Here is an 18,880-nt window from a genome sequence, read left to right as displayed (position 1 = left end):
AATTAAAAACAATTGAATATGAACACAAAACAAAAAGCCACTCCCGTATGCTAATGGCTACCAACCTTTAGCGGGAATGACTCTTCTAGCTAGTGTACCACCACTTTGCTAGAAATTAACTGTATTTACCCACAGTGTTAACGTTTAAGTAGTGTACCACCACTAACCTTAAACAACTATGCCTTTTCACGAGGCTTCTTTGATATACCCATTTTATCATTGTTTGGATAAATATCAACTAGTAAATACTAGTTTTGATTATTTAATAGTCCAAAAGATATATAACGGGCATCTCTAATCCTAGAAGTCTTGTGATTGTACAGGCCATTTAGGAATTTGGGATGCCTTTTTGTTTTTGTTCGCGTGGAATTGCCTGAAACCACGTAAATAAAAACTGATAAGCCGTAATTTCGTGCTGCTATACATATAGGAGGAACGTGTTACGTGCGTGGCTAGCTGTTGGTCGTGCAGGGGGTACAAAGTATACGCCTACAAAAACAGCACCCCTCATTGGAATCCTGTTCTTCTGGTGAGGGAGGGCGAGAACTTGCCCAGGGACGATTCTCTAAAAGGTTCGGGTGGTTATCGTTAGCATTACGGTGCTAGGGAGTACATTCAGTTTGTCGTGTAGGGACGATATTACAAGGACAAGCCATAGTAAAAGGATGTATGCGGTGAAGATCGCTGAGTGAACAGGGTCTATACATACGGATACCTTATAAGTGACCGCATGGCGAAAACAAGACGCTTATCCATCTATTTTGATTGATTATTTTTTTTTGTAGTCTTTCAAAGTAGGGGATAAATCTGCCTTCCAGCCGTGTTCCTTAATCGTTCCCACATGATAAAAACCCTTAAAACCTTTAGTCAAGCTTAATTGTGAAGAGAAGATGAAAAAATATGAGATTGTTTAAGTCCTGGGGGATCTACTCACTAAGATAGAGGAATAAATAAGTGATTTAAGACTTACTTAGCTAGAGGATAAGGGGACGAATGGTAGAATAGTTCTTATCGTAGAATTTGGTTTTACACATTGGATATAGTACGTGAAATTTTTATTGGTTAAACACTAAATAAAGGATGTGACTTGAACTTTGAAATCTATTTCGTTTGAAATCCCTAAAAAATTTATAAATTCTATTTCAGCTAAACCTGGTAGTGAATATCCGTATTATTGGCACATTAATATACCGTTGTTGCCTGCTTTTTCGGTTACACATTTTTCAATACAAGTAGATGCGCAGGTAACTTTTTCAACTCGTAATGATAGAATACAAGGAGATTATTTGATAGTGGAATCAGAATCTTCTTCTAGGGTTTTAAATAGTATTTTAAGGGAAAATGAGAATGTTATTGTTGTATTATATTATCATGGTATAAGAGAGTATAGTTTATTATTCCCTTGGATCACTGATATAGCTTTACGAGATCGCATTGGATTATTTTATGAAGAAGCTGATAAGAGTTTTGAAACAGAATCTTGGCTTTCGTTAGCTTTAATGTGTGGTGGAGTTTTTGAAGGGATGTTATATGGGTTATTACAGCCTTCTACAAATAATCATACTTTTTCTAAAATGTTAAATTTGGCTAAAGAATCAGGGATTTTAACTAATAATCAATTTGCTATTATGGATAGAATAAGAGAATTACGAAATTTGGTTCATGGTAATAAATATAACTCCTCTTATATTTCAAGAAGAGAAGCAATGGATATTAGAGCGACATTGGATCAAATAATTAAAGATGTAAGTTTACTTAAAAGTACTGTGAGTTCTTAATCATATGAAATCATGAATTTAATAACAGTTTTATTTTTTTGTTATGTTTTTTAATATATTAAGATTATCGTATTCATGTACAAATTATAGATTTTGTGTTATATTATACCAGTAATGTTAGTTAAATGAGTGTGATTATCAACCTACCTCTGGTAAGTTAACTAAAATCAAGCAACATATAGAGCTTGTTGATTTTTAGTTCTTATTGGAAGGAGGTGATACATGTGAAAGAATTGATAGTGACTTTATTGTTGTTATGCGTTGAAAGGTACATTCTTGAACCTTTCGTTGAGTATATAGAACAAGTAAGTTTGAGTTTATCTATTTTTACATATGTAAAAACCACTCAAGCTATTGACGTAGCTGTAGAGTGGCTAAGGGTACTAAAAATAGTGGCTTTTAGCTATGTTCCGTTTACTCACTGATAAGTGAGCATTACATATGAAACAGGGTGTCTCTACCACTCTGTTTCTTTGCTATTTTATCTCTGTCTAGTTTATATTATACATTCATTTAAAGAATTTTGCACTTTTTATAGAATGTGGGGGAGGAATTGCTATGAAAATCGATTTTCTTAAAATGTTTATAAAATCAACCATATTATTTGTTTTAGTATTATTTATAGCAGATAAATTTTTAGATTATAAAGGTATAAAAACAATGGTTTATGCAGTAAGTTTAGCGGTAAGTATTCCGTTTGTTAGTCTAGGAATAGATTATCTTAAATATTGCCTTAGGGAAAAACACGTTTAAAAATTAATTTAACGTGTTTTTTTAGTATTATGCATAAAAGAAGACACCCTAAGGTGCCTAGATTTAACTCGAATGATATTATGTAATTTTAAATTTTAGGGATAGAAAAAGGATAATTTTTAGGTATTATTCCTATTTCTTTGGCGAATATAATTAGATCAGGATTACACTCAGGGGCAATAAGTTTAATCATTTTCATGGTTATTCCCGTTAGTAGTGTTCTTGTGTATTTAACCATTTCATCAGATATTCCGTTTCTTAGAGGTTTGAGTGCAAAGTCATCTTTCGTTAAATCTTTATTGTTAGATGCACTCAATGAGTGATAACCGTGAGCTTCCATTGATAACAGGCCATAAAGAAGGGAAATTTCATCATCTGCTACTTTATCAACAAGCTTTTTTATTGATGTTGGTCCATTAAATAGGGAATGCCATTTAGGTTCATATTTTGATTTTTTATTAGTTCGTTCCCATTCATTTAGTACTTTATTAAAACGTCCCTGGTTTAATATTAATTCAGATTCTTTAATATTAAGTTCTAATTCTTTTTTATTTATAGGTTCATCATTAAAATTTAACTCTAGAGAATCTTTAGCAATCTGTAATTCTGATTTTAAAAAGCAAACATAATAAGAGAATGCCCTATCTTGAATCCATTTTTTTTCTTGGAGAATGTACTTTAGAGCTAAGACTGTTTCCATTGCAGATCTTATTAAAATTCTACCTGGTCCTTCAAGTTTGTGATCAGCCAAAATATAAATGCCGTCAACTTGCTCCAATAATTTTCTGTAAAGAGAGAGAATTATTTTATGCTCTATTTCCAAACCGTTTTTTCTTTCTATTTTTTTTAGAGTCTCTTCTCCGAACTGGATGCTTTTACTTAATACTTCTAAGTATGAATTCATAAATGCTATATGCCCTTTCTATTAAGATAATAAAAGCACCGATTAGAATGCCTTTGCTCCTTATCCAATAAATTTCATAGATTAATTATATGATGACTGTTTTAACTTGTTAATAATTAATTCTAATATGTTAAAACGATATAGACAGGAATACTAGATATTATAGGCGTTAAATCATAAAGAAAAGACACCCAAAGGTGCCTTCCTCCAACCTGAACTATCTTAATTTTAATAATATGTTAAGGAATATCGGTCATTGAGAAATATGATTCAAATCTATATTTCTCAATCATTATAAAAAGCGTTTTAATTTTTAATTACATTTGAGTGATTACTTGTGTAGTGTTCTCTATATAGTTCGGATGTTAAATTTAAAAAAACGGTAACAGATGTTTTTAATAGGGCCATATAATCTTCTATCATTTTGTTCGAAATATATAATGAATTACTATGAATAACCTTATTCCTAATTTTTCGTAAGTCATCCCATAAAGCGTAAAAATCTTTGTCATACTCTCCTATATATTGTTCTAGATTTTTAGCTCTATTAGCATCTAAATATCTAATTTTCCTATGGAGCGATAAAAATTCATCGCTATGTTCTTTTATTTTTCCGATTTTAATTGCATCTTTATAGTAAAGATTAAATAGTAATTCAATAGTAGAGGCTATTAATATTACTATAGGCTTCCTATAAGGTGTTTTTATCAAAGGGAGTGAAGAAACGATACTTATCGCTAAATCAGTTGGATAAAATTGTACTAATTTGTCTTCTAAATTATCAATCACTCTTGATTTAACATCAATACTATATTCTACTTCATCTTCAAGTAAACTATCTAATATGTGATAGATTGTGGTGTAATCTTCTAGGGATAAATTTTCATGAGTACCTTCAATTTCATTAAAAATTTTGTAGGTGGATGTTAAATTTTTAGTTAAATCATTCTTATTTTGATTGTATAGTTCTTGAATAGTTTTTATGAAATCATTTACTGAAAAATGGGGATAATAGCAATATTTTAGCCTCTTTTGAGCCCCACAGAACGTACATTCAACACCATCAACTATTTTTTCTTGCACTGTATCAAAATTAGATTTTTCAATTATTTCACCACATTCATAGCAAAAGAAAGAAACCGTCAATAACTTCACCAGCTTTCATCGAATTAAATGCTATCTAATTATTTTCTCCATAACCTCTTTATATTTTGTAGTATCATTCATTTGTGTTAGGTAAGATTACTACTAAATCATAACAAATCCAGTTATAACTTTTTTGTCATATTCTGTCGAAGGTAAATAAAAAAAGACACCCTAGGATGCCTTCCGACTTGAACCACTTTAATTCTAATAATATGTATTGGACTCCCATCCAAATATTATTTTACCATGTTAAGTAATATCTGGGTACCGCCAGCATTTCGGAAAAAACCCACGCTAAGAGCATACAAGATTTTATACAGTTTTTCGAATAATCCAGTAATAAACGAGAAACCTAAAAACGCGTCATAGTAGGAATGTATAAAAAGATGAATAGCTTTATAGAAAATAAAAAAGGGAATTCCTTCTGAGAGTAAGGATTCCCCTTATTCATTGCTACTGATAAGATACGTTATGTTAATTAGATTTGGATATTGTATACATCGTCTTTTCTTCAATTAAGAGTGCAAATTCATACAATAAGAATTATTTTTTTAATTATAAAATAAGAAAAAGTGAACCTATATTACTACTGATAGAGCTATGTTATAATCAAAATAAGGGTTTTACCCTTATTCCCTTTTTATAGGAGAGTGTTTAACATGATTATCAAGTTCATTCGTTTACGTTAATTTTAAAACACAATTCGTTATGCCCAACTTTTTTTTCAAAATATGTGGGTTTATTTGATTGTGTCTTTTTTTATTAACTAAATACGAATGAAATGAGGAGTTAATCATGACTGAAAAGATTATTAAAATTAATGAAATTGATATATGTACAGAGAGCTTTGGCAATTCAGCAGATCCAGCAGTCTTACTGATTATGGGAGCCATGTGTTCAATGGTTTATTGGGATGAGGAGTTTTGTCAACAATTAGCTGATACGGGCCGATATGTTATTCGTTATGATAATAGAGATGTCGGACGGTCAACTACTTATAAACCGGGGAGTTCCCACTATACTGTGGTAGATATGGCTGATGATGCGATTGGAGTACTCGATGCATATCATATTGACGAAGCACATATTGTTGGAATGTCATTGGGTGGAATGATTGCTCAAATTGTAGCCTTAAGGAACCCTCAGAGAGTTCTAAGTATAACTTTGATTGCATCAGGTATTTTTGGTTCTGAAGACAACAACCGGAATTTACCTCCGATCGATGAGAAGATACTCGCTTACCATGCTAATGCGGCCAAACTAAATTGGTCAGATGAAGAATCTGTTGCAAATTACTTGGTTACAGGATCAGCTTTACTCTGTGGTTCAAATCATAAATTCGATGAGAAGAGGGTTTATAAGCAGGTAGAAAAAGAAATAAAACGAGCAAATAACCTACTCAGTATGTTTAATCACTCCCTTCTTAAAGGTGATGATTCTTATGAGGGGAAGTTAAAAGGAATCAATATACCTACTTTGGTTATCCATGGTACAGAGGATATAGTGCTTCCATACGAGCATGGTCTTGCTCTTGTTAATGAAATTCCCCATGCTTTGTTACTAACCCTAGAAGGATCGGGTCACGAGATTCACTGTGACGATTGGAATCATATAATCAACGCTATTTCGAATCATACTTCAGTCCTATAATCATTATAGGAACCGTATAAAACAAAAAAGATTTAGAAAAAGGGTTACAATCGAATTTGTAACCCTTTTTTTCTATTAAAAATCAGTTTTGGAACTGTTACTCAGTTAAAAAATATTAATGCTCAGTGATTGACATAATTATCGTTATGAGTAGTCTATGTATCTAGAAATTTGAAAAAACTCTTCAGTTTTTCTGAAGAGTTTTTTTCAAATTTGAATAATAATAAATGAACTGAATTAATAAAGTTATTACTGAAATTCCAGTTAAGGTTACAAAAAAAGTTAATCCCAAATCTAATAAATAGATTACTATTAGAGCGATAATTACAAAAGGAATTGAAAATAAAACATTATAAAAACGTTTTTTATAAAAAAGATGACCCTTTTTATTTATATAATTATCAACCATAAAAATCCCCCTTTTCCTTATTTTATCATTTATAAGAAGCGATTTGTTATGAAAATTAAATGTATATGGCATACATTCATGGTTAACATAACGTCCTATTATTGATAGCAATAAAAAAGCGGATCCCTTCTCTAAAAAGGCATCCATTTATTCGTTATGTGTTTTTATACTTGTTTTGTTTTCTTTTCTTTGCTCTTGTAAACTTCCAAAAAGCTAAAAGTAGTATGAGGAGCGGTATTCCCTGAATGAAGAGAAATCCTCCTAAAAAATAAAGTACATGACTAACTAGAGGAGGAGCTGTTGCCGAATCGCCCGCAACATAAGCTCCATAATTAGCCACTACACCTGCATAATCAGCTATCCCGTCTATAAGCCACTGGACTTATGAGTAGATTTATCCCTAAACAGACCATTATCAATGATAGGTTTTTAGCCTTAATTTTTGATGAACTAGACAAGAAAAATAAGAATATTGCAGTGCCGAATATAAGAAACAGCAATACATAATAAATTCCCATAATATCCCTCCATGATTTTGATTGTACCATCAGCAAAGACAACTTAGTACAAATTCTCATAAATAGAGTATTCATGTGAGGTTAACAAAACGTCTCATTATCGGTAGCAATGAAAAGGACTTTAAATTTAATTCGCAGGATCTCTTTCTTTTACAAGATCTTCGATGTTATTTGCTTCTTTAATTTCTTTTGACGATAACCAATTTTCATTTATTGTTCCTGTCTTATTGGTTAAATAGATGTTAAAGTTTTTATTATATAGTTCTTCTTTAAGGATTGTGGTTACTTTGATTAAATCCTCAATTAAAAGGGGATTGTTTTCAAATATATTATTGGTGGTATTAATAACTAAAGTCACTAAATATTTTCGACTATCCTCTTCATCTGAACTTGAATAAGTAATACTTTTAATTGCAAATCGATCGTTTTGTATTTCATGTAATCTTTCTTCTACTTTGGTGTGTGTTCTAATCCAGTTTTCCCAATATTTATTTATGGCATCTGACATCGTAGATTTCATTGTTCGTAACAGTTCTTCTTTTGTTATCATTTCTTGTACATTTTTAAAAGGTTCACCTAAAGATTGGCCAGTATGATCCTTAATTTCAAGTTCTGTTATCTTTTTATTATTCTCCTGAATGAGTTGAAATAGAGCATATAAACGATCTAATTCTACTGAATTCAATTGACTAAAGTCAATTGAATTACTCATTTGCAAAGTTAATAATAATTCATTAGTTGGTTTTCCTTCATCTGGATCTTTATTATCTAATATATATTGAAGAGGATTTTCCGTTTCAGATTCCACGTAGCCTAATTTTTTTATTTCTTCTAGAGTTGGTTTGAATTTCTTATATTCCTCAAATGTTTTTTTTCCGTATTGGTATTCATCACCTACTGGATTTGAATAGAGGAGACCTTGTACCTTTACTCGGAATTTTAGATATTTGTTATTTTTTTCTTGCACAGTATGGTAGGTATTACCACCATTATTTTCATTTATCGAGCCCCAATCTGTTACAACTACATCAATACCGTGTTTTTCTTTTATATATTCTTGTACCTCAGCTCCATTTTCTTGATTACAACCACTTAGACATAAGAAACATAATACTAGCAATATTACATGCTTCAAACTTTTCATATAAGCACTCCCTACGTAAGAATTAATCCTTGAATGTGCAGCACACTACAAAACCTTCTTTTCCTTAGTTGTATACTTTAACTTTTATATAGTTTGAATCTTAAATCATCTAAGTTCCTGAACTTTCCGACTATACTGCTTAAAGTATTACCGTCTTAAAATATATAACTCATTTGTTTTTAGGTCTTTCTCAATTCTATAAGTCTATGGTTCATTGGGCTCATATCTAAAACGTACATTCATACCATGGTATCTATTTTACTATAAAATCTGGTTCTATTATTAAAATGTTCCTTCTACTTCAATAGAGGAGGATTTATGGAAAGACATTATACAATCTCAAGTCATGCACCATACACCATATATAAGAAGAAACATATATATAAATATAATATAATAAATTTATATATATGAATAATTTCATTCTAAATCACTAATGATAATGTTATACTAAAATTAACCAAGAAGCATCCAACAAATTATGATTAATCACTACATTTTCTTTCATAATATGTCAACGTAAAAAAAGACACTTTCTATAGTGTCTTTTTTTACGTTTCTAGATGAATACATTGACTACAACTTATATTGGGGTACCGCCACATGCCTATCAACTTAAGCAATTTATAACGCCCCAAAAACAAAAAAATTGTGCATTTTTACCTAAATATGCCAATCTTCTCATTTTGGGGTATTTGCTTTTCTTAGCTTGATAGCAATGTAGTTCTACCTCTTATAAATGTTACAAAAATCTTTCAAATAGCTCTAACTTGCACAATGCTTCCCGTTAATATAATACGCTGATTCTGTGAAAACCGTAAAAACAACCTCTACTTCTGGAAGTCCAAAATCCATTACATATGTAGTAATGGCCTTGGCAAATCGATCACGAATTTCCTGTCCACGCTCGAACCATTTTACTTCAATAAGAGGAAACGCTTCTATTTCTTCTCCATTAAATACAAACGTAGAACTTGGTAGTTCCAACGTAAAATTATCCGTACCGCACTCACAAATCTCTGCGAGCTCTTCTACTAATGGCTTGCTTATGTGTTTTAATTGTTCAGTTGTAATTCCACGAAACACAACATGCGGCATGTGAATCCCTCCGTTAGATAGCTTTATATTTGTTCACATCATAGCACAATTTATTTTGCTGCACTAGAATCTATTGGTACATTTCAATGACATTCTTAAGAATGATCATATGTAATTGAAGCAATACATGTATTGTAACTATTTGAAAAATTTGAGAGCTCGGTAATTGGGTAAATAAAAAATGCCGTATCATTCTCCCTGTAAGGAGACATGTGGGTGCCACCTTATTTACGATGTTTTGAATGTATACTCTTATTGCTAATTTTAGGGAACGTGGTTAAAGTAAGATGGATTCGATAAAATCAAGGAAATGAAAGTAAACTAATGGCTAAAAGTTTACATTGAATTATTTTGTCTTTAACGCGAAAAATCAACATAATAATATATACAGAATTCACTAGTAAGATATACTCTTGTTAGAAATGCGACAAGAGTGGGAGTGAGGCTATATCATACCTTACATGATCTCTGGTGTACTTAATGAACATCCACGTGTCGCCATGGCTTACCGTGATAGCGCCGATTGTGACAAATTCGTAGATTTTTATGACAAGGTAACATCACCCGAAGTCGCTCTGGCTCCAGCATCGAAATAGGTTAGATTGCTAAAGGTACCTCTATTGTTTCTCGTAGACGAAGCATACACTTCTCAAACATGCCCTTGTTGCCAAAGAAGAAAGAAAGTGCGGACACGTAACTACGTTTGTGTGTGCGGCTACGAAGAACACTGGGACATTCACGATGCCCGCAACATTTTGGCAAAAGAACTGTACGGAAAGATGTGTCATATCCCGGAAGAAACGAAGAGAAAGTATTTGTGGATTGCGTAAGCAAAAAGTAGTAGACGGTGTGTTCCCACCCTTCTGCATGTGCAGAAGTTGCTTAGTCAAATGAAGAAAAGGATTCCCTGCATAGGTGCAGAGAGGAGATGGAAAATCCGCTTCTCATGGGACCTTGTCTTTGTTGATGCTAAGAAATCCCCACTTCAAGCGGAAGCGAGTAAGTGGGGGAGGTTCATAGTGAATTATTTTTGTACTTAAATCACTTAATCTCTAAAATCATTGCTAGATCGATTGCATAATTCGTCCGAGTTCTTTTTCTAAAGCAGCGGGCTCGTTTGCATAATTGTAAATCCCTAAAAACTTCTCTATAGCCTCTGGATGGGAACTGATTAGCTTGTTGACAGCATCCTGTTGTTCAGATATGCGTTCATTCTTCGAAATTTGGCATCCCATGTGAAACCGAACCATAAACTCATCTTCTATTGCTTTTTGATATTCTTCAGACATTTGATTTGATTGATCGGATTGTCCCTTATATTTTGATAGAATATTGGATAATATACGTGCTCCACATATAGCATCATGGATACCCTGCGCCATGCCAGGATCTTTAAAACAAACTGCATCTCCAACCAACGCCCATCCTTTTCCCATTCCTTTATACCAGTAATTATCATATCCGAGAATGCCTTTGACCGGTTCTACTAGTTCTGCATTTTTCAAGCGCGCCCCAATGGTTGTATTCGGAAAGTTATCTGTAAAGAAATTGCGTAGACAGCTTTCCGGATTTAATTTCAACTGTTCTATCAATTCCTTATTTTCTAATGAGAAAATGCCGACAATTACATATAAATCATCATTCGTCGGAAAGAGAATGGCTGTGTTATCTTTTATCTTGTATACTTCAAATTTAGGGACATTATCGTGGCGAAATCCAGAGAAATACCCGAAATAGATGCCGACTGTTGCCGGAATACTTATTTTGAGTTCACTTTTTACCAGCTTGCGAATAATAGAGGATCGGCCGTCTGCCCCGACTACCAGGCGAGCTAAAAATTCTTGTTTCTCGTTGTCGCCGTCTAAACCTTTCACGCCTATCACTGTTTCGTCATCACGGATGACATCCGTCACACGAAATCCTTCTAAAACAGTTACATTCATTTGGGATTTGGCTTGTTCAAGTAGAATATGATCGAGATAAGTTCTTCTAATACAATAACAACTTTCCTCTCCGTAAACCTCAGGGATGAGACCTTCTATCACGGTATCCTCAAATTGAAATTTAATATCCCGTACCGGCGGTGCTTTTGTTTCCAATAACTTGTCCAGGACACCGGTTTCTCGAAGAAGAGCGACAGTATTATTGAAAAAGGTATGGGTTGATAATGTGTCCCTTGGAAAATTCGCTCGGTCCACTAACAACACATGGAAACCTGCCTTAGCAAGATAAATTGCCAGGGTAGAGCCGGCACATCTAGCACCGGTAATGATGACATCATACGTCTTATTCATCGTATCACTCCATTTTCAAGTATAATTATTAACTTGCTTATCCATTAGCAGAGTTCTAAAGTTAATGCCCCTACGAGTTAAAGTAATGGGGAAAATTGATAAGAATGCACTACATACATAAAGTATGGAAGCTAAAACGAAATAAGTACAGAAAATTCCCACCTGCTATACAATTAAAAAGAATTTGTGGTAAAAATCGGAATGATAATTTAAGTATTAAATAAAGGTCCGTTTACTTGTCTCGTGAAGAGTTAATAGGGGTATCGCCAGCATTTCAGAAAAAACCCACGCTAAGCAAAAAATATAATAAGCTGTCCATATGGACAGCTTATTTACATAATGATCGAAAGCGGAAGTTAAAAGTTTTTAGTTTCTTGCTCAATTAAAGCTACCCATTAGTTTAAGTAGAACTCTTCACATACTTCTTTAAGGTATATTTTATATAGACACAGAATAAACATATACTTCTTTTCCCCATTTATTTATGGTTTTCACCACCTGCATACCAATTCGTTCAGCGACTTTAGTTGAAGGAATATTGTTTATATCGGGCAATGAGACCATCCTATTTAATTTTAATTGTTCAAATCCGTAATGCTTACACGCTAAAGCCGCCTCTGTTGCATATCCATTTCCCCAGAAACGACGTATAAACAAATAACCTATTTCCATCTCTATTACACCATCTACTTCTTGAGGTACAATTCCACATTGTCCAATAAATTCTCCAGTTACTTTATCCTCCACTATCCATAAACCTACCCCATACTGATCATAATTTTTTTGCGTCCATTCAATCCATTCTATTGTCTCATTTTCGTTTTTGGTTGAAGGATAGAACCTCATTGCTACTGGATCTGAAAAGATTTCCATCAAATTTTTAGTATCATCTTTAGTCATTTTTCTTAAAATTAACCTCTCCGTGCTTAATACTGTATTGTCCATCCTTTAATCCTCCTAGGATTATTTCTATGTGATATCTACATAATTAAACTTATATATTTTAGTAGGCCCTTATTCCTCTAATCTGCCATTTAGTTGAATAAGGAACAGTGTATATCCTATACATGTAAGGTTAACATAACGTCTCATTATCGGTAGCAATGAAAAAGGGGAATCCTTACTTTCAGAAGGAATCCCCTTTTTTATTTTCTATAACCCTATTCATCTTTTTATACATTCCTATCCTGGCATGGGTTTTAGGGTTCTCGTTCGTTACTGGATTATCCGAAAAATCGTATAAAATCTTGCATACTCTTAGCATGTTTTTTTCAGAAATGCTGGTGGCCCCCGTATTATGCATTGAGAAATACGGTACTTATTTAAACGTAAAAAGTCCTAGAGGGACTAGGACTTTTTGACAGAATGAAAATGATTCAAAAAAAGACTTGTATAACGTAATGTATTAATATTTTATAAATACATCGTAAAAGTGAACAAAATCTATATTCTATTTTTAGCTTGATGTAATTTGAGATTATTCCGATGATATTTTCTCTAATAAAATTGTGTGATAGACTGTATGTAACTGTATATTGTGAGGGCGGGAGGTTGCTATCCTTTCTCTGATTCTAGAGAGAAAGGAGGTGACCGAATGGATTCTTTATTTAATTTATTGTATGACGCTGCTAAGGTATTCCTTACAGTATTTGCAACAGCTTATGCGAATGAGCTAGTGAAGAAGATTAGCAGTAAACGAAATAAAAGAACCGCCCCAAATGCCGGCAAGCGAAAGGGCGGTTCTAAACGCAAAAAATAAGTTTAAGCAACCGACCACCTTGCGGTAGCAGTTACTTGAAGAGATGTTAGCGCATCTCTTCTTTTTATTATATACACAAGGTATTACTGTAATACTATTACAATAATTATATCAAACGTGCATAAAAAATCAATGAGCACGTAATGGATATAATGTACAAAAGAAAAGACACCCTTAGAGTACCTCCCTCTGATTTGAAACATCCTAATTTTAATAATATGTATTGGACTCCCATCCAAAAATTATTTTACTTGTTAAGTAATATCGATCATGGACAAAAAAGAAAAGACACCTTTTCAAGTGCCTTTACCATAAACCATTTTACTTCTAATAATTAAGCTTTGTTATACAGTTTGATAGTAAGTACAATAAAATTCATTTAACTTTAATACAGCAAATAGTATTTCTTCTGGATCATCTTTTTCAAGCATTTGTGTTATTGATAAATAATACATCCTAGTATTTAATTGTTTCAATTTCATAGTCATTCTTAAGCCTTTTAGTTCTTCTAACATTAAATGATACCTTTTAGCTTCGTCAGGATTACTAGGGATGTTTTGCTGAATAATATGCTCACAATCTAGAGTCAACTTTATAAATTCATAATCTTTTTCCATGCTGACCTCCTAGAAATATTTCATTGTAGCCAATTGTTATTTACGTTATTAATCCAATATTGAATTGCTCCACCTTTTCTATATTCTTGCACTGCATCTGTCCCATTAAGATATTGAGTTTGGGGGGCTGTTAATCCTTTAAGCATTTTAATACTCTTTGGCACTTGAATTTTATATACCGTATTAAGTGGATTTCCCCATGCTTCTAATACGGCTAATTCATTTCTTGTCTCTTCAATACTCCTATTCTTATCTCCCCACCAATATCCAAGACCATATTTAGATTCAACCTCACCAGCTTTACTTCTTCTATATAACATAATAGGCTCATCAATTTCTATAATTTCTATTCTTAAATCCTTAAAAGCTAAAACATCAGATTTAGTACCTTTAAAATCAAAATTTGAAAATCCAGATTCCCTAATGATTTCTCTTTTTAAAGTTGCTCTATCCATTATATTTAAACCAATATTATCTACTGTATCTAACAGTTCATTTAAATCTTTATTATTCCATTCTACCAATTGCTTTCTTTTTATATTAGAAATGATTTCTTCAACATTGTCTCCATCCTTAAAAATGCTAAAAACCGTACTATCTTGATTTGAAACTAAATTATTTACCTCAGCATAAGTATTATTACTAAAAGGATTAAATATCCCTAATAAGATAAAAAACAATACAACAAATGTATATTTCTTCATAACTGACTAAAATCTCCCCTACAGCTTATAATTTCTAACCATTTTATGACATGAATTTTCTAGATATAAACTTCCATATAGATTCTTCTCCTGTTACCACAGAAGCTGTACCTAACATTCCTGTATGTAATTCATTTAATTCCTTTGTATTAATTGTTGCTTCTAATTCATACATATAACTTTTAGATTCTTTATTAAAAATAGGATTTGCAGATACATATAGTATCTCTCCTGTTTGTTTATCCGTTTTCTTTAACTTAAACGAGTATTGTACCTTATCTCCTTTTTTAACTCCCTTAATTTCTTCAGCTGATAAAAAAACCTTAACCTTTTTTTCATCTTCTTTTGGAATAATTGAAACTATTTCTTGACCAGAATCAATTAGATCACCTGGCTGTATAATAGCAGGGAACTGTACAATTCCATCCTTATTTGCTCTTATAGTTGTTGTTTCACTTTGACTACGTAATCCATCTAGCTCTTGTTTCTTCACAAATATCTCTTGCTCTAAAGGTTGAATTCTTTGATTAACTAAAGTAATAGTATTTTCTTTATATTGCTTTAAAGAATCTTGCTTTTGTTCTTGTTTTCCTTTTTTAGTGCTATCAACCTTTTTTCTATTACTTTCTAAAGACTCTATTCGTTGTTGTATTCGTTTTTTAACACCATTCTTTTGAGATTCTAAAGAATCTACTTTATCATCTAACAATTGTTTTTGTTCTTCTAAAATATTCTCTTTTGTTATTTGTTTTTTTATAGATATTATTTCTCGTTCAATATTTTCTTTTTCAGCAATTAATCCTTGTAAAATCTCATCTTGTTCATTTGATATCTTACTTTCAGCTATAACCTTTATCTCATTCTCTTTTTCATTATCCAAAGATTGATAACCTTGCTCATATGCTTTATATTCTTCTATAATCTTCTTATCCACATCATCTGAAAAAGATATTTTATGAGATTGGATACTCTTTTTTAATTGTTCTAACATCTCTTTTTGTAATTCTAAATGCTTAACTATTTGATCCAATTGATTTTGCTTACCCATCAATTCCTGATTTTTTAATTGAATCAACATATCCCCCTTTTTTACTTCATCCCCTGATCTAACAAAAACAGTATCTATAGTACCTGTAACCTGAACACGAGATATACTTATATCTGATTTTCCCTGTATCGTTGCTGTTCCTTTACTGACAATATCTATCTTCCCAACAAATGCCCAAATTAAAAAACCTATAAAACTTAAAAATAAAAAACATATTAATACGGCAATAAAACGAGGAGGTTTTCGTTCTAATAATTCTACACTATCTGTTAATTGATCAAAGGAATAAATCTTACTCATATTGGCCACCTCTCATTTTATGAAATTGTGACTCTATATGCTCTACGTGAATTGTTTGATTCTTCCAAAGTCGATAATATTCTCCTTGATAAAATAATAATTCTTCATGAGAACCTTGCTCTATAATATTTCCTTTTTCCATTACAAAAATTTGATTTGCATGTTGAATTGTACTTAATCTATGGGCAATCATAATAACAGTTACTCCTTGCGAACCTAATTCTTTTAACATATCCGTAATGTTTTTTTCAGTTGTAGAATCCAAATTACTTGTTGCTTCATCTAAAATCAAAATATCTGGTTTTTTTAATAAAGCTCTCGCAATTGCTAAACGTTGTCTTTGTCCACCCGATAAATTCGAAGCATTTTCTTCTAGATAAGTTTCATAACGTAATGGCAATTCACCAACGAACTCATGGACACAAGCTTGTTTACATACTTCTATAATCTCTTCTAATGTAACTAATCGTTCTAATCCAAAGCATAAATTCTCATAAATAGACGCACTAAAGAAAAATGATTCCTGAGAAACATATGCAATTTGATTTCTTAATGCAATACGATTTATTTCTTTAATATGATAATCATCATAATATATGTCACCTTCTTGAGCCTCGTAATAATGCATTAATAATTTTGAAATTGTCGTTTTTCCAGAACCACTTTCCCCTACAAAAGCTACTTGACTACCAGGTTCAATAGAAAAACTTATATTATTTAAAACATTTTTACGTGTTCCATAGCGGAATGTAACGTTAGAAAATTCAAGTTTTCCAGATAACTTTTTAGGAGAAACTTTATTGTATTCTTTTTCACCCTTTTCAGCCTCTAAATCAAAAATTTCATTTAATCGTTCTCCAGCAACTAATGCAGATTGCATAGTAGGTTGAATTCCAATTAAATTTTCAATTGGATTTAAAAAATAGGCTAAAAGTGCATTATATGTAATTAATTCACCTATTGTCATATTACCTTTTAATACTTGCAAAGCACCAACCCATAGAATAACTGTACCTCCAATTAACTCAAGTCCCATCTTAATAGATCCCTGTAAATTAGATAACATTCCTCTTTTAAATACATTCTTTAATAAATTAACAAAACGACTTTCAGTTTGAAAAAACACTTCTTTTTCAGCATTATAAGACTTTACTGTTGAAATCCCATTTAAAGATTCAACTAAATAAGAAGTTAATTTTGCATTACTTTCCATCTCTTCTCGATTAATAGATTGATAAGGTTTATGAAAAGCAAAAATAATACTTATATAAAAAGGTATTAATAATAAAGTAACACTAAATAAAATTGGGCTATGTATATATAACAGAATCGCTCCCACGGTAACCATTACTGTATCAATCATTAATGTAACGGTTACTGTGGATAAAGCATCTCTTATTTTACTAGCATCCATAAATCTGGAAATTATTTCTCCTACTTTTCTTGTTTCGAAAAAATTCAATGGTAAACCTATAACATGGCGATAATATCCAAGTATTAGTTGAATATCTATCCTCCTACTCAAATATAAAATTATATGTGTACGAAAGTAAGAAAGAAGAACTTTAAAAATATACAATATAATAATCCCTATTGATACGATATGAAGTGTTTGTAATAACTGATTAGTCACAATATCATCAATTAAAAACTTAAAATAAAACGCTCCTAATAAACCAAATAAATTAAAAAAGATAGAAGTGAAAAATAAAGGCACAAGCAAACTCTTTTGTTCCTTCAATAAAAATAAAAAGCGGGAAAGTGTATTCTGAGATTCATTTCCTTTTTGAAAGTTTTTACTAGGACTCATTAATACCAAAATGCCAGTCCATATTTGACAAAATTCATCTAACATATAAGTTATTAAACCTTTTTCCGGATCCGCAATATAAATTTTATTTTTTTTAATTTTATGAATCACTACATAATGTAATAAACCGCCATTTACTACTATATGAGCAATGGCAGGCAATTGAATTTCTTCTAAAGCATTTTTATTCGTTGCCTTTACACCTTTTACTTCAAAACCCAATCTCTCTCCAGCTTCTATTAATCCTTTTATGTTTGTACCTTGTAAATCTGTACCAGCTATTTCTCTAATTTTTGAAATAGGCATAGTTAATCCATAGTAACGTGAAATCATTGCAAGACAAGCTGGCCCACAATCTTTTAAATCATTTTGTTTTATACATGTGAATTTTCTAGATATCATATATTACCTCTTATATATTTTTATTTTAATAAAAAAATTATATTATTATATCTAAATATACTTTTCTGATTTTATGAGTTATATAATTATTTATATTGCTAAATAAATGTTAATCAGATAAGTACGCTTGAATATATTAATTTTTTCTATATAATTATAGGTATCCATTAAAAACAGTTAATACATTTTATTTTCCAATTATTACCTCTTAAATAATTTTAAGGAGGAATAAAGATGAACTCATACACAAATAAACAAAAAACAGTATCACTCATAATAGCTACACTTATCTTTTTCGCTTTTGTGTTAATTGGTATATACAATTTTACAAAAACGAATCTCTTTTATGTGAATTTAGGAGGTTTAGTCCTCAGCAGTTTCATGTTACTTATAGCAGCTACAACACTAATGAAACAAATTAAAAACTAAATGTATAACAAAAAAAGATAAAATAGGTTTAAGGCCTATTTTATCTTTTTTTACTATATATTTTGTCTTAATTTTTATAAAAACACCAAAGATTTAATTATCTATACAGTATTAAAT

18 protein-coding genes and 2 pseudogenes are annotated in these 18,880 nt (G+C 31.4%); 8 read left to right on the top strand and 12 right to left on the bottom strand.

Annotated elements, in window-relative coordinates; genetic code table 11:
• The first annotated feature begins 1,094 nt into the window (after positions 1 to 1,094).
• The 3 genes from DN390_RS23315 (at position 1,095) to DN390_RS23305 (ending at position 2,531) form a co-directional block, all read left to right on the top strand.
• Positions 1,095 to 1,778 carry a DUF4145 domain-containing protein gene (locus tag DN390_RS23315; RefSeq protein ID WP_147808596.1) on the top strand — a complete coding sequence of 228 codons (684 nt, stop codon included), beginning with the start codon at positions 1,095 to 1,097 and terminating at the stop codon, positions 1,776 to 1,778.
• Positions 1,779 to 2,002: 224 nt separating this feature from the next.
• Positions 2,003 to 2,203 carry a hypothetical protein gene (locus DN390_RS23310; RefSeq protein WP_218944382.1) on the top strand — a complete coding sequence of 67 codons (201 nt, stop codon included), beginning with the start codon at positions 2,003 to 2,005 and terminating at the stop codon, positions 2,201 to 2,203.
• A 133-nt stretch (positions 2,204 to 2,336) separates the two neighbouring features.
• Entirely contained in the window at positions 2,337 to 2,531 is a 195-nt protein-coding gene (locus DN390_RS23305; protein WP_147808594.1) for an ABC transporter permease, read from the top strand.
• Positions 2,532 to 2,619: 88 nt separating this feature from the next.
• On the opposite strand, the gene DN390_RS23300 is transcribed toward DN390_RS23305, so the two are convergent.
• Positions 2,620 to 3,435, bottom strand: a complete 816-nt coding sequence (locus tag DN390_RS23300) for a DUF5677 domain-containing protein (RefSeq protein ID WP_147808593.1) — start codon at positions 3,433 to 3,435, stop codon at positions 2,620 to 2,622.
• A gap of 306 nt (positions 3,436 to 3,741) precedes the next feature.
• A complete protein-coding gene (locus tag DN390_RS23295) occupies positions 3,742 to 4,590 on the bottom strand; it encodes a hypothetical protein (RefSeq protein ID WP_147808592.1) in 849 nt (282 codons plus the stop codon).
• A 786-nt stretch (positions 4,591 to 5,376) separates the two neighbouring features.
• On the opposite strand from DN390_RS23295, the gene mle reads away from it, so the two are divergent.
• Positions 5,377 to 6,231 carry an alpha/beta fold macrolide esterase gene (gene mle, locus DN390_RS23290; RefSeq protein ID WP_147808591.1) on the top strand — a complete coding sequence of 285 codons (855 nt, stop codon included), beginning with the start codon at positions 5,377 to 5,379 and terminating at the stop codon, positions 6,229 to 6,231.
• A 184-nt stretch (positions 6,232 to 6,415) separates the two neighbouring features.
• Here mle and DN390_RS23285 read toward each other — a convergent pair whose 3' ends face one another.
• From DN390_RS23285 to DN390_RS23270, 4 genes and pseudogenes are all read right to left on the bottom strand, one after another.
• On the bottom strand, positions 6,416 to 6,640 hold the full coding sequence (locus DN390_RS23285) for a hypothetical protein (RefSeq protein WP_147808590.1): 225 nt from the start codon (positions 6,638 to 6,640) through the stop codon (positions 6,416 to 6,418).
• A gap of 154 nt (positions 6,641 to 6,794) precedes the next feature.
• Positions 6,795 to 7,158: pseudogene (locus DN390_RS31345) on the bottom strand (hypothetical protein).
• A 127-nt stretch (positions 7,159 to 7,285) separates the two neighbouring features.
• Positions 7,286 to 8,302: a hypothetical protein gene (locus DN390_RS23275; protein WP_147808589.1), complete on the bottom strand. Its 1,017-nt coding sequence runs from the start codon at positions 8,300 to 8,302 to the stop codon at positions 7,286 to 7,288.
• Positions 8,303 to 9,067: 765 nt separating this feature from the next.
• Entirely contained in the window at positions 9,068 to 9,400 is a 333-nt protein-coding gene (locus DN390_RS23270) for a DUF1904 family protein (protein WP_001120954.1), read from the bottom strand.
• Positions 9,401 to 9,813: 413 nt separating this feature from the next.
• Here DN390_RS23270 and DN390_RS31340 point away from each other — a divergent pair.
• Positions 9,814 to 9,996: pseudogene (locus tag DN390_RS31340) on the top strand (nucleoid-structuring protein H-NS); the annotation flags it as partial.
• A 6-nt stretch (positions 9,997 to 10,002) separates the two neighbouring features.
• Positions 10,003 to 10,230, top strand: coding sequence for a zinc ribbon domain-containing protein (locus tag DN390_RS23260; protein WP_370513486.1), 228 nt, complete (start codon positions 10,003 to 10,005; stop codon positions 10,228 to 10,230).
• Positions 10,231 to 10,464: 234 nt separating this feature from the next.
• Here the strand turns inward: DN390_RS23260 and DN390_RS23255 are convergent, their stop codons facing one another.
• Together DN390_RS23255 and DN390_RS23250 are read right to left on the bottom strand one after the other, a co-directional pair.
• Positions 10,465 to 11,694, bottom strand: coding sequence for an NAD(P)/FAD-dependent oxidoreductase (locus DN390_RS23255; protein WP_147808588.1), 1,230 nt, complete (start codon positions 11,692 to 11,694; stop codon positions 10,465 to 10,467).
• 438 nt (positions 11,695 to 12,132) lie between these two features.
• Positions 12,133 to 12,639 carry a GNAT family N-acetyltransferase gene (locus DN390_RS23250; protein ID WP_147808587.1) on the bottom strand — a complete coding sequence of 169 codons (507 nt, stop codon included), beginning with the start codon at positions 12,637 to 12,639 and terminating at the stop codon, positions 12,133 to 12,135.
• Positions 12,640 to 13,288: 649 nt separating this feature from the next.
• Here DN390_RS23250 and DN390_RS30775 point away from each other — a divergent pair.
• Complete coding sequence (locus tag DN390_RS30775; RefSeq protein ID WP_179955775.1) at positions 13,289 to 13,453, top strand: hypothetical protein; 165 nt, start codon at positions 13,289 to 13,291, stop codon at positions 13,451 to 13,453.
• Positions 13,454 to 13,797: 344 nt separating this feature from the next.
• Here the strand turns inward: DN390_RS30775 and DN390_RS23240 are convergent, their stop codons facing one another.
• Genes DN390_RS23240 through DN390_RS23225 form a run of 4 tightly spaced genes read right to left on the bottom strand, consistent with a single transcriptional unit; the run spans position 13,798 to position 18,334 of the window.
• Positions 13,798 to 14,070 (bottom strand): hypothetical protein, encoded by a 273-nt coding sequence (locus DN390_RS23240; protein ID WP_147808585.1) that lies wholly within the window; start codon positions 14,068 to 14,070, stop codon positions 13,798 to 13,800.
• A 20-nt stretch (positions 14,071 to 14,090) separates the two neighbouring features.
• Positions 14,091 to 14,774, bottom strand: a complete 684-nt coding sequence (locus DN390_RS23235) for an autotransporter (RefSeq protein WP_147808584.1) — start codon at positions 14,772 to 14,774, stop codon at positions 14,091 to 14,093.
• A 43-nt stretch (positions 14,775 to 14,817) separates the two neighbouring features.
• Positions 14,818 to 16,122 carry a putative HlyD family type I secretion protein gene (locus DN390_RS23230; RefSeq protein ID WP_147808583.1) on the bottom strand — a complete coding sequence of 435 codons (1,305 nt, stop codon included), beginning with the start codon at positions 16,120 to 16,122 and terminating at the stop codon, positions 14,818 to 14,820.
• A complete protein-coding gene (locus DN390_RS23225; RefSeq protein WP_147808582.1) occupies positions 16,115 to 18,334 on the bottom strand; it encodes a peptidase domain-containing ABC transporter in 2,220 nt (739 codons plus the stop codon). Before DN390_RS23225 ends, DN390_RS23230 begins: the two co-directional genes overlap by 8 nt.
• A gap of 234 nt (positions 18,335 to 18,568) precedes the next feature.
• On the opposite strand from DN390_RS23225, the gene DN390_RS23220 reads away from it, so the two are divergent.
• Entirely contained in the window at positions 18,569 to 18,763 is a 195-nt protein-coding gene (locus tag DN390_RS23220) for a hypothetical protein (RefSeq protein WP_147808581.1), read from the top strand.
• Positions 18,764 to 18,880: the final 117 nt, after the last annotated feature.

This window comes from Bacillus sp. SH7-1, assembly GCF_008042405.1.
Taxonomy (GTDB): Bacteria; Bacillota; Bacilli; order Bacillales; family Bacillaceae_G; genus Bacillus_A; species Bacillus_A thuringiensis_N.
The sequence above is the reverse complement of the archived record's forward strand: the minus strand, read 5'-3'. Positions and strand labels throughout refer to the sequence as shown.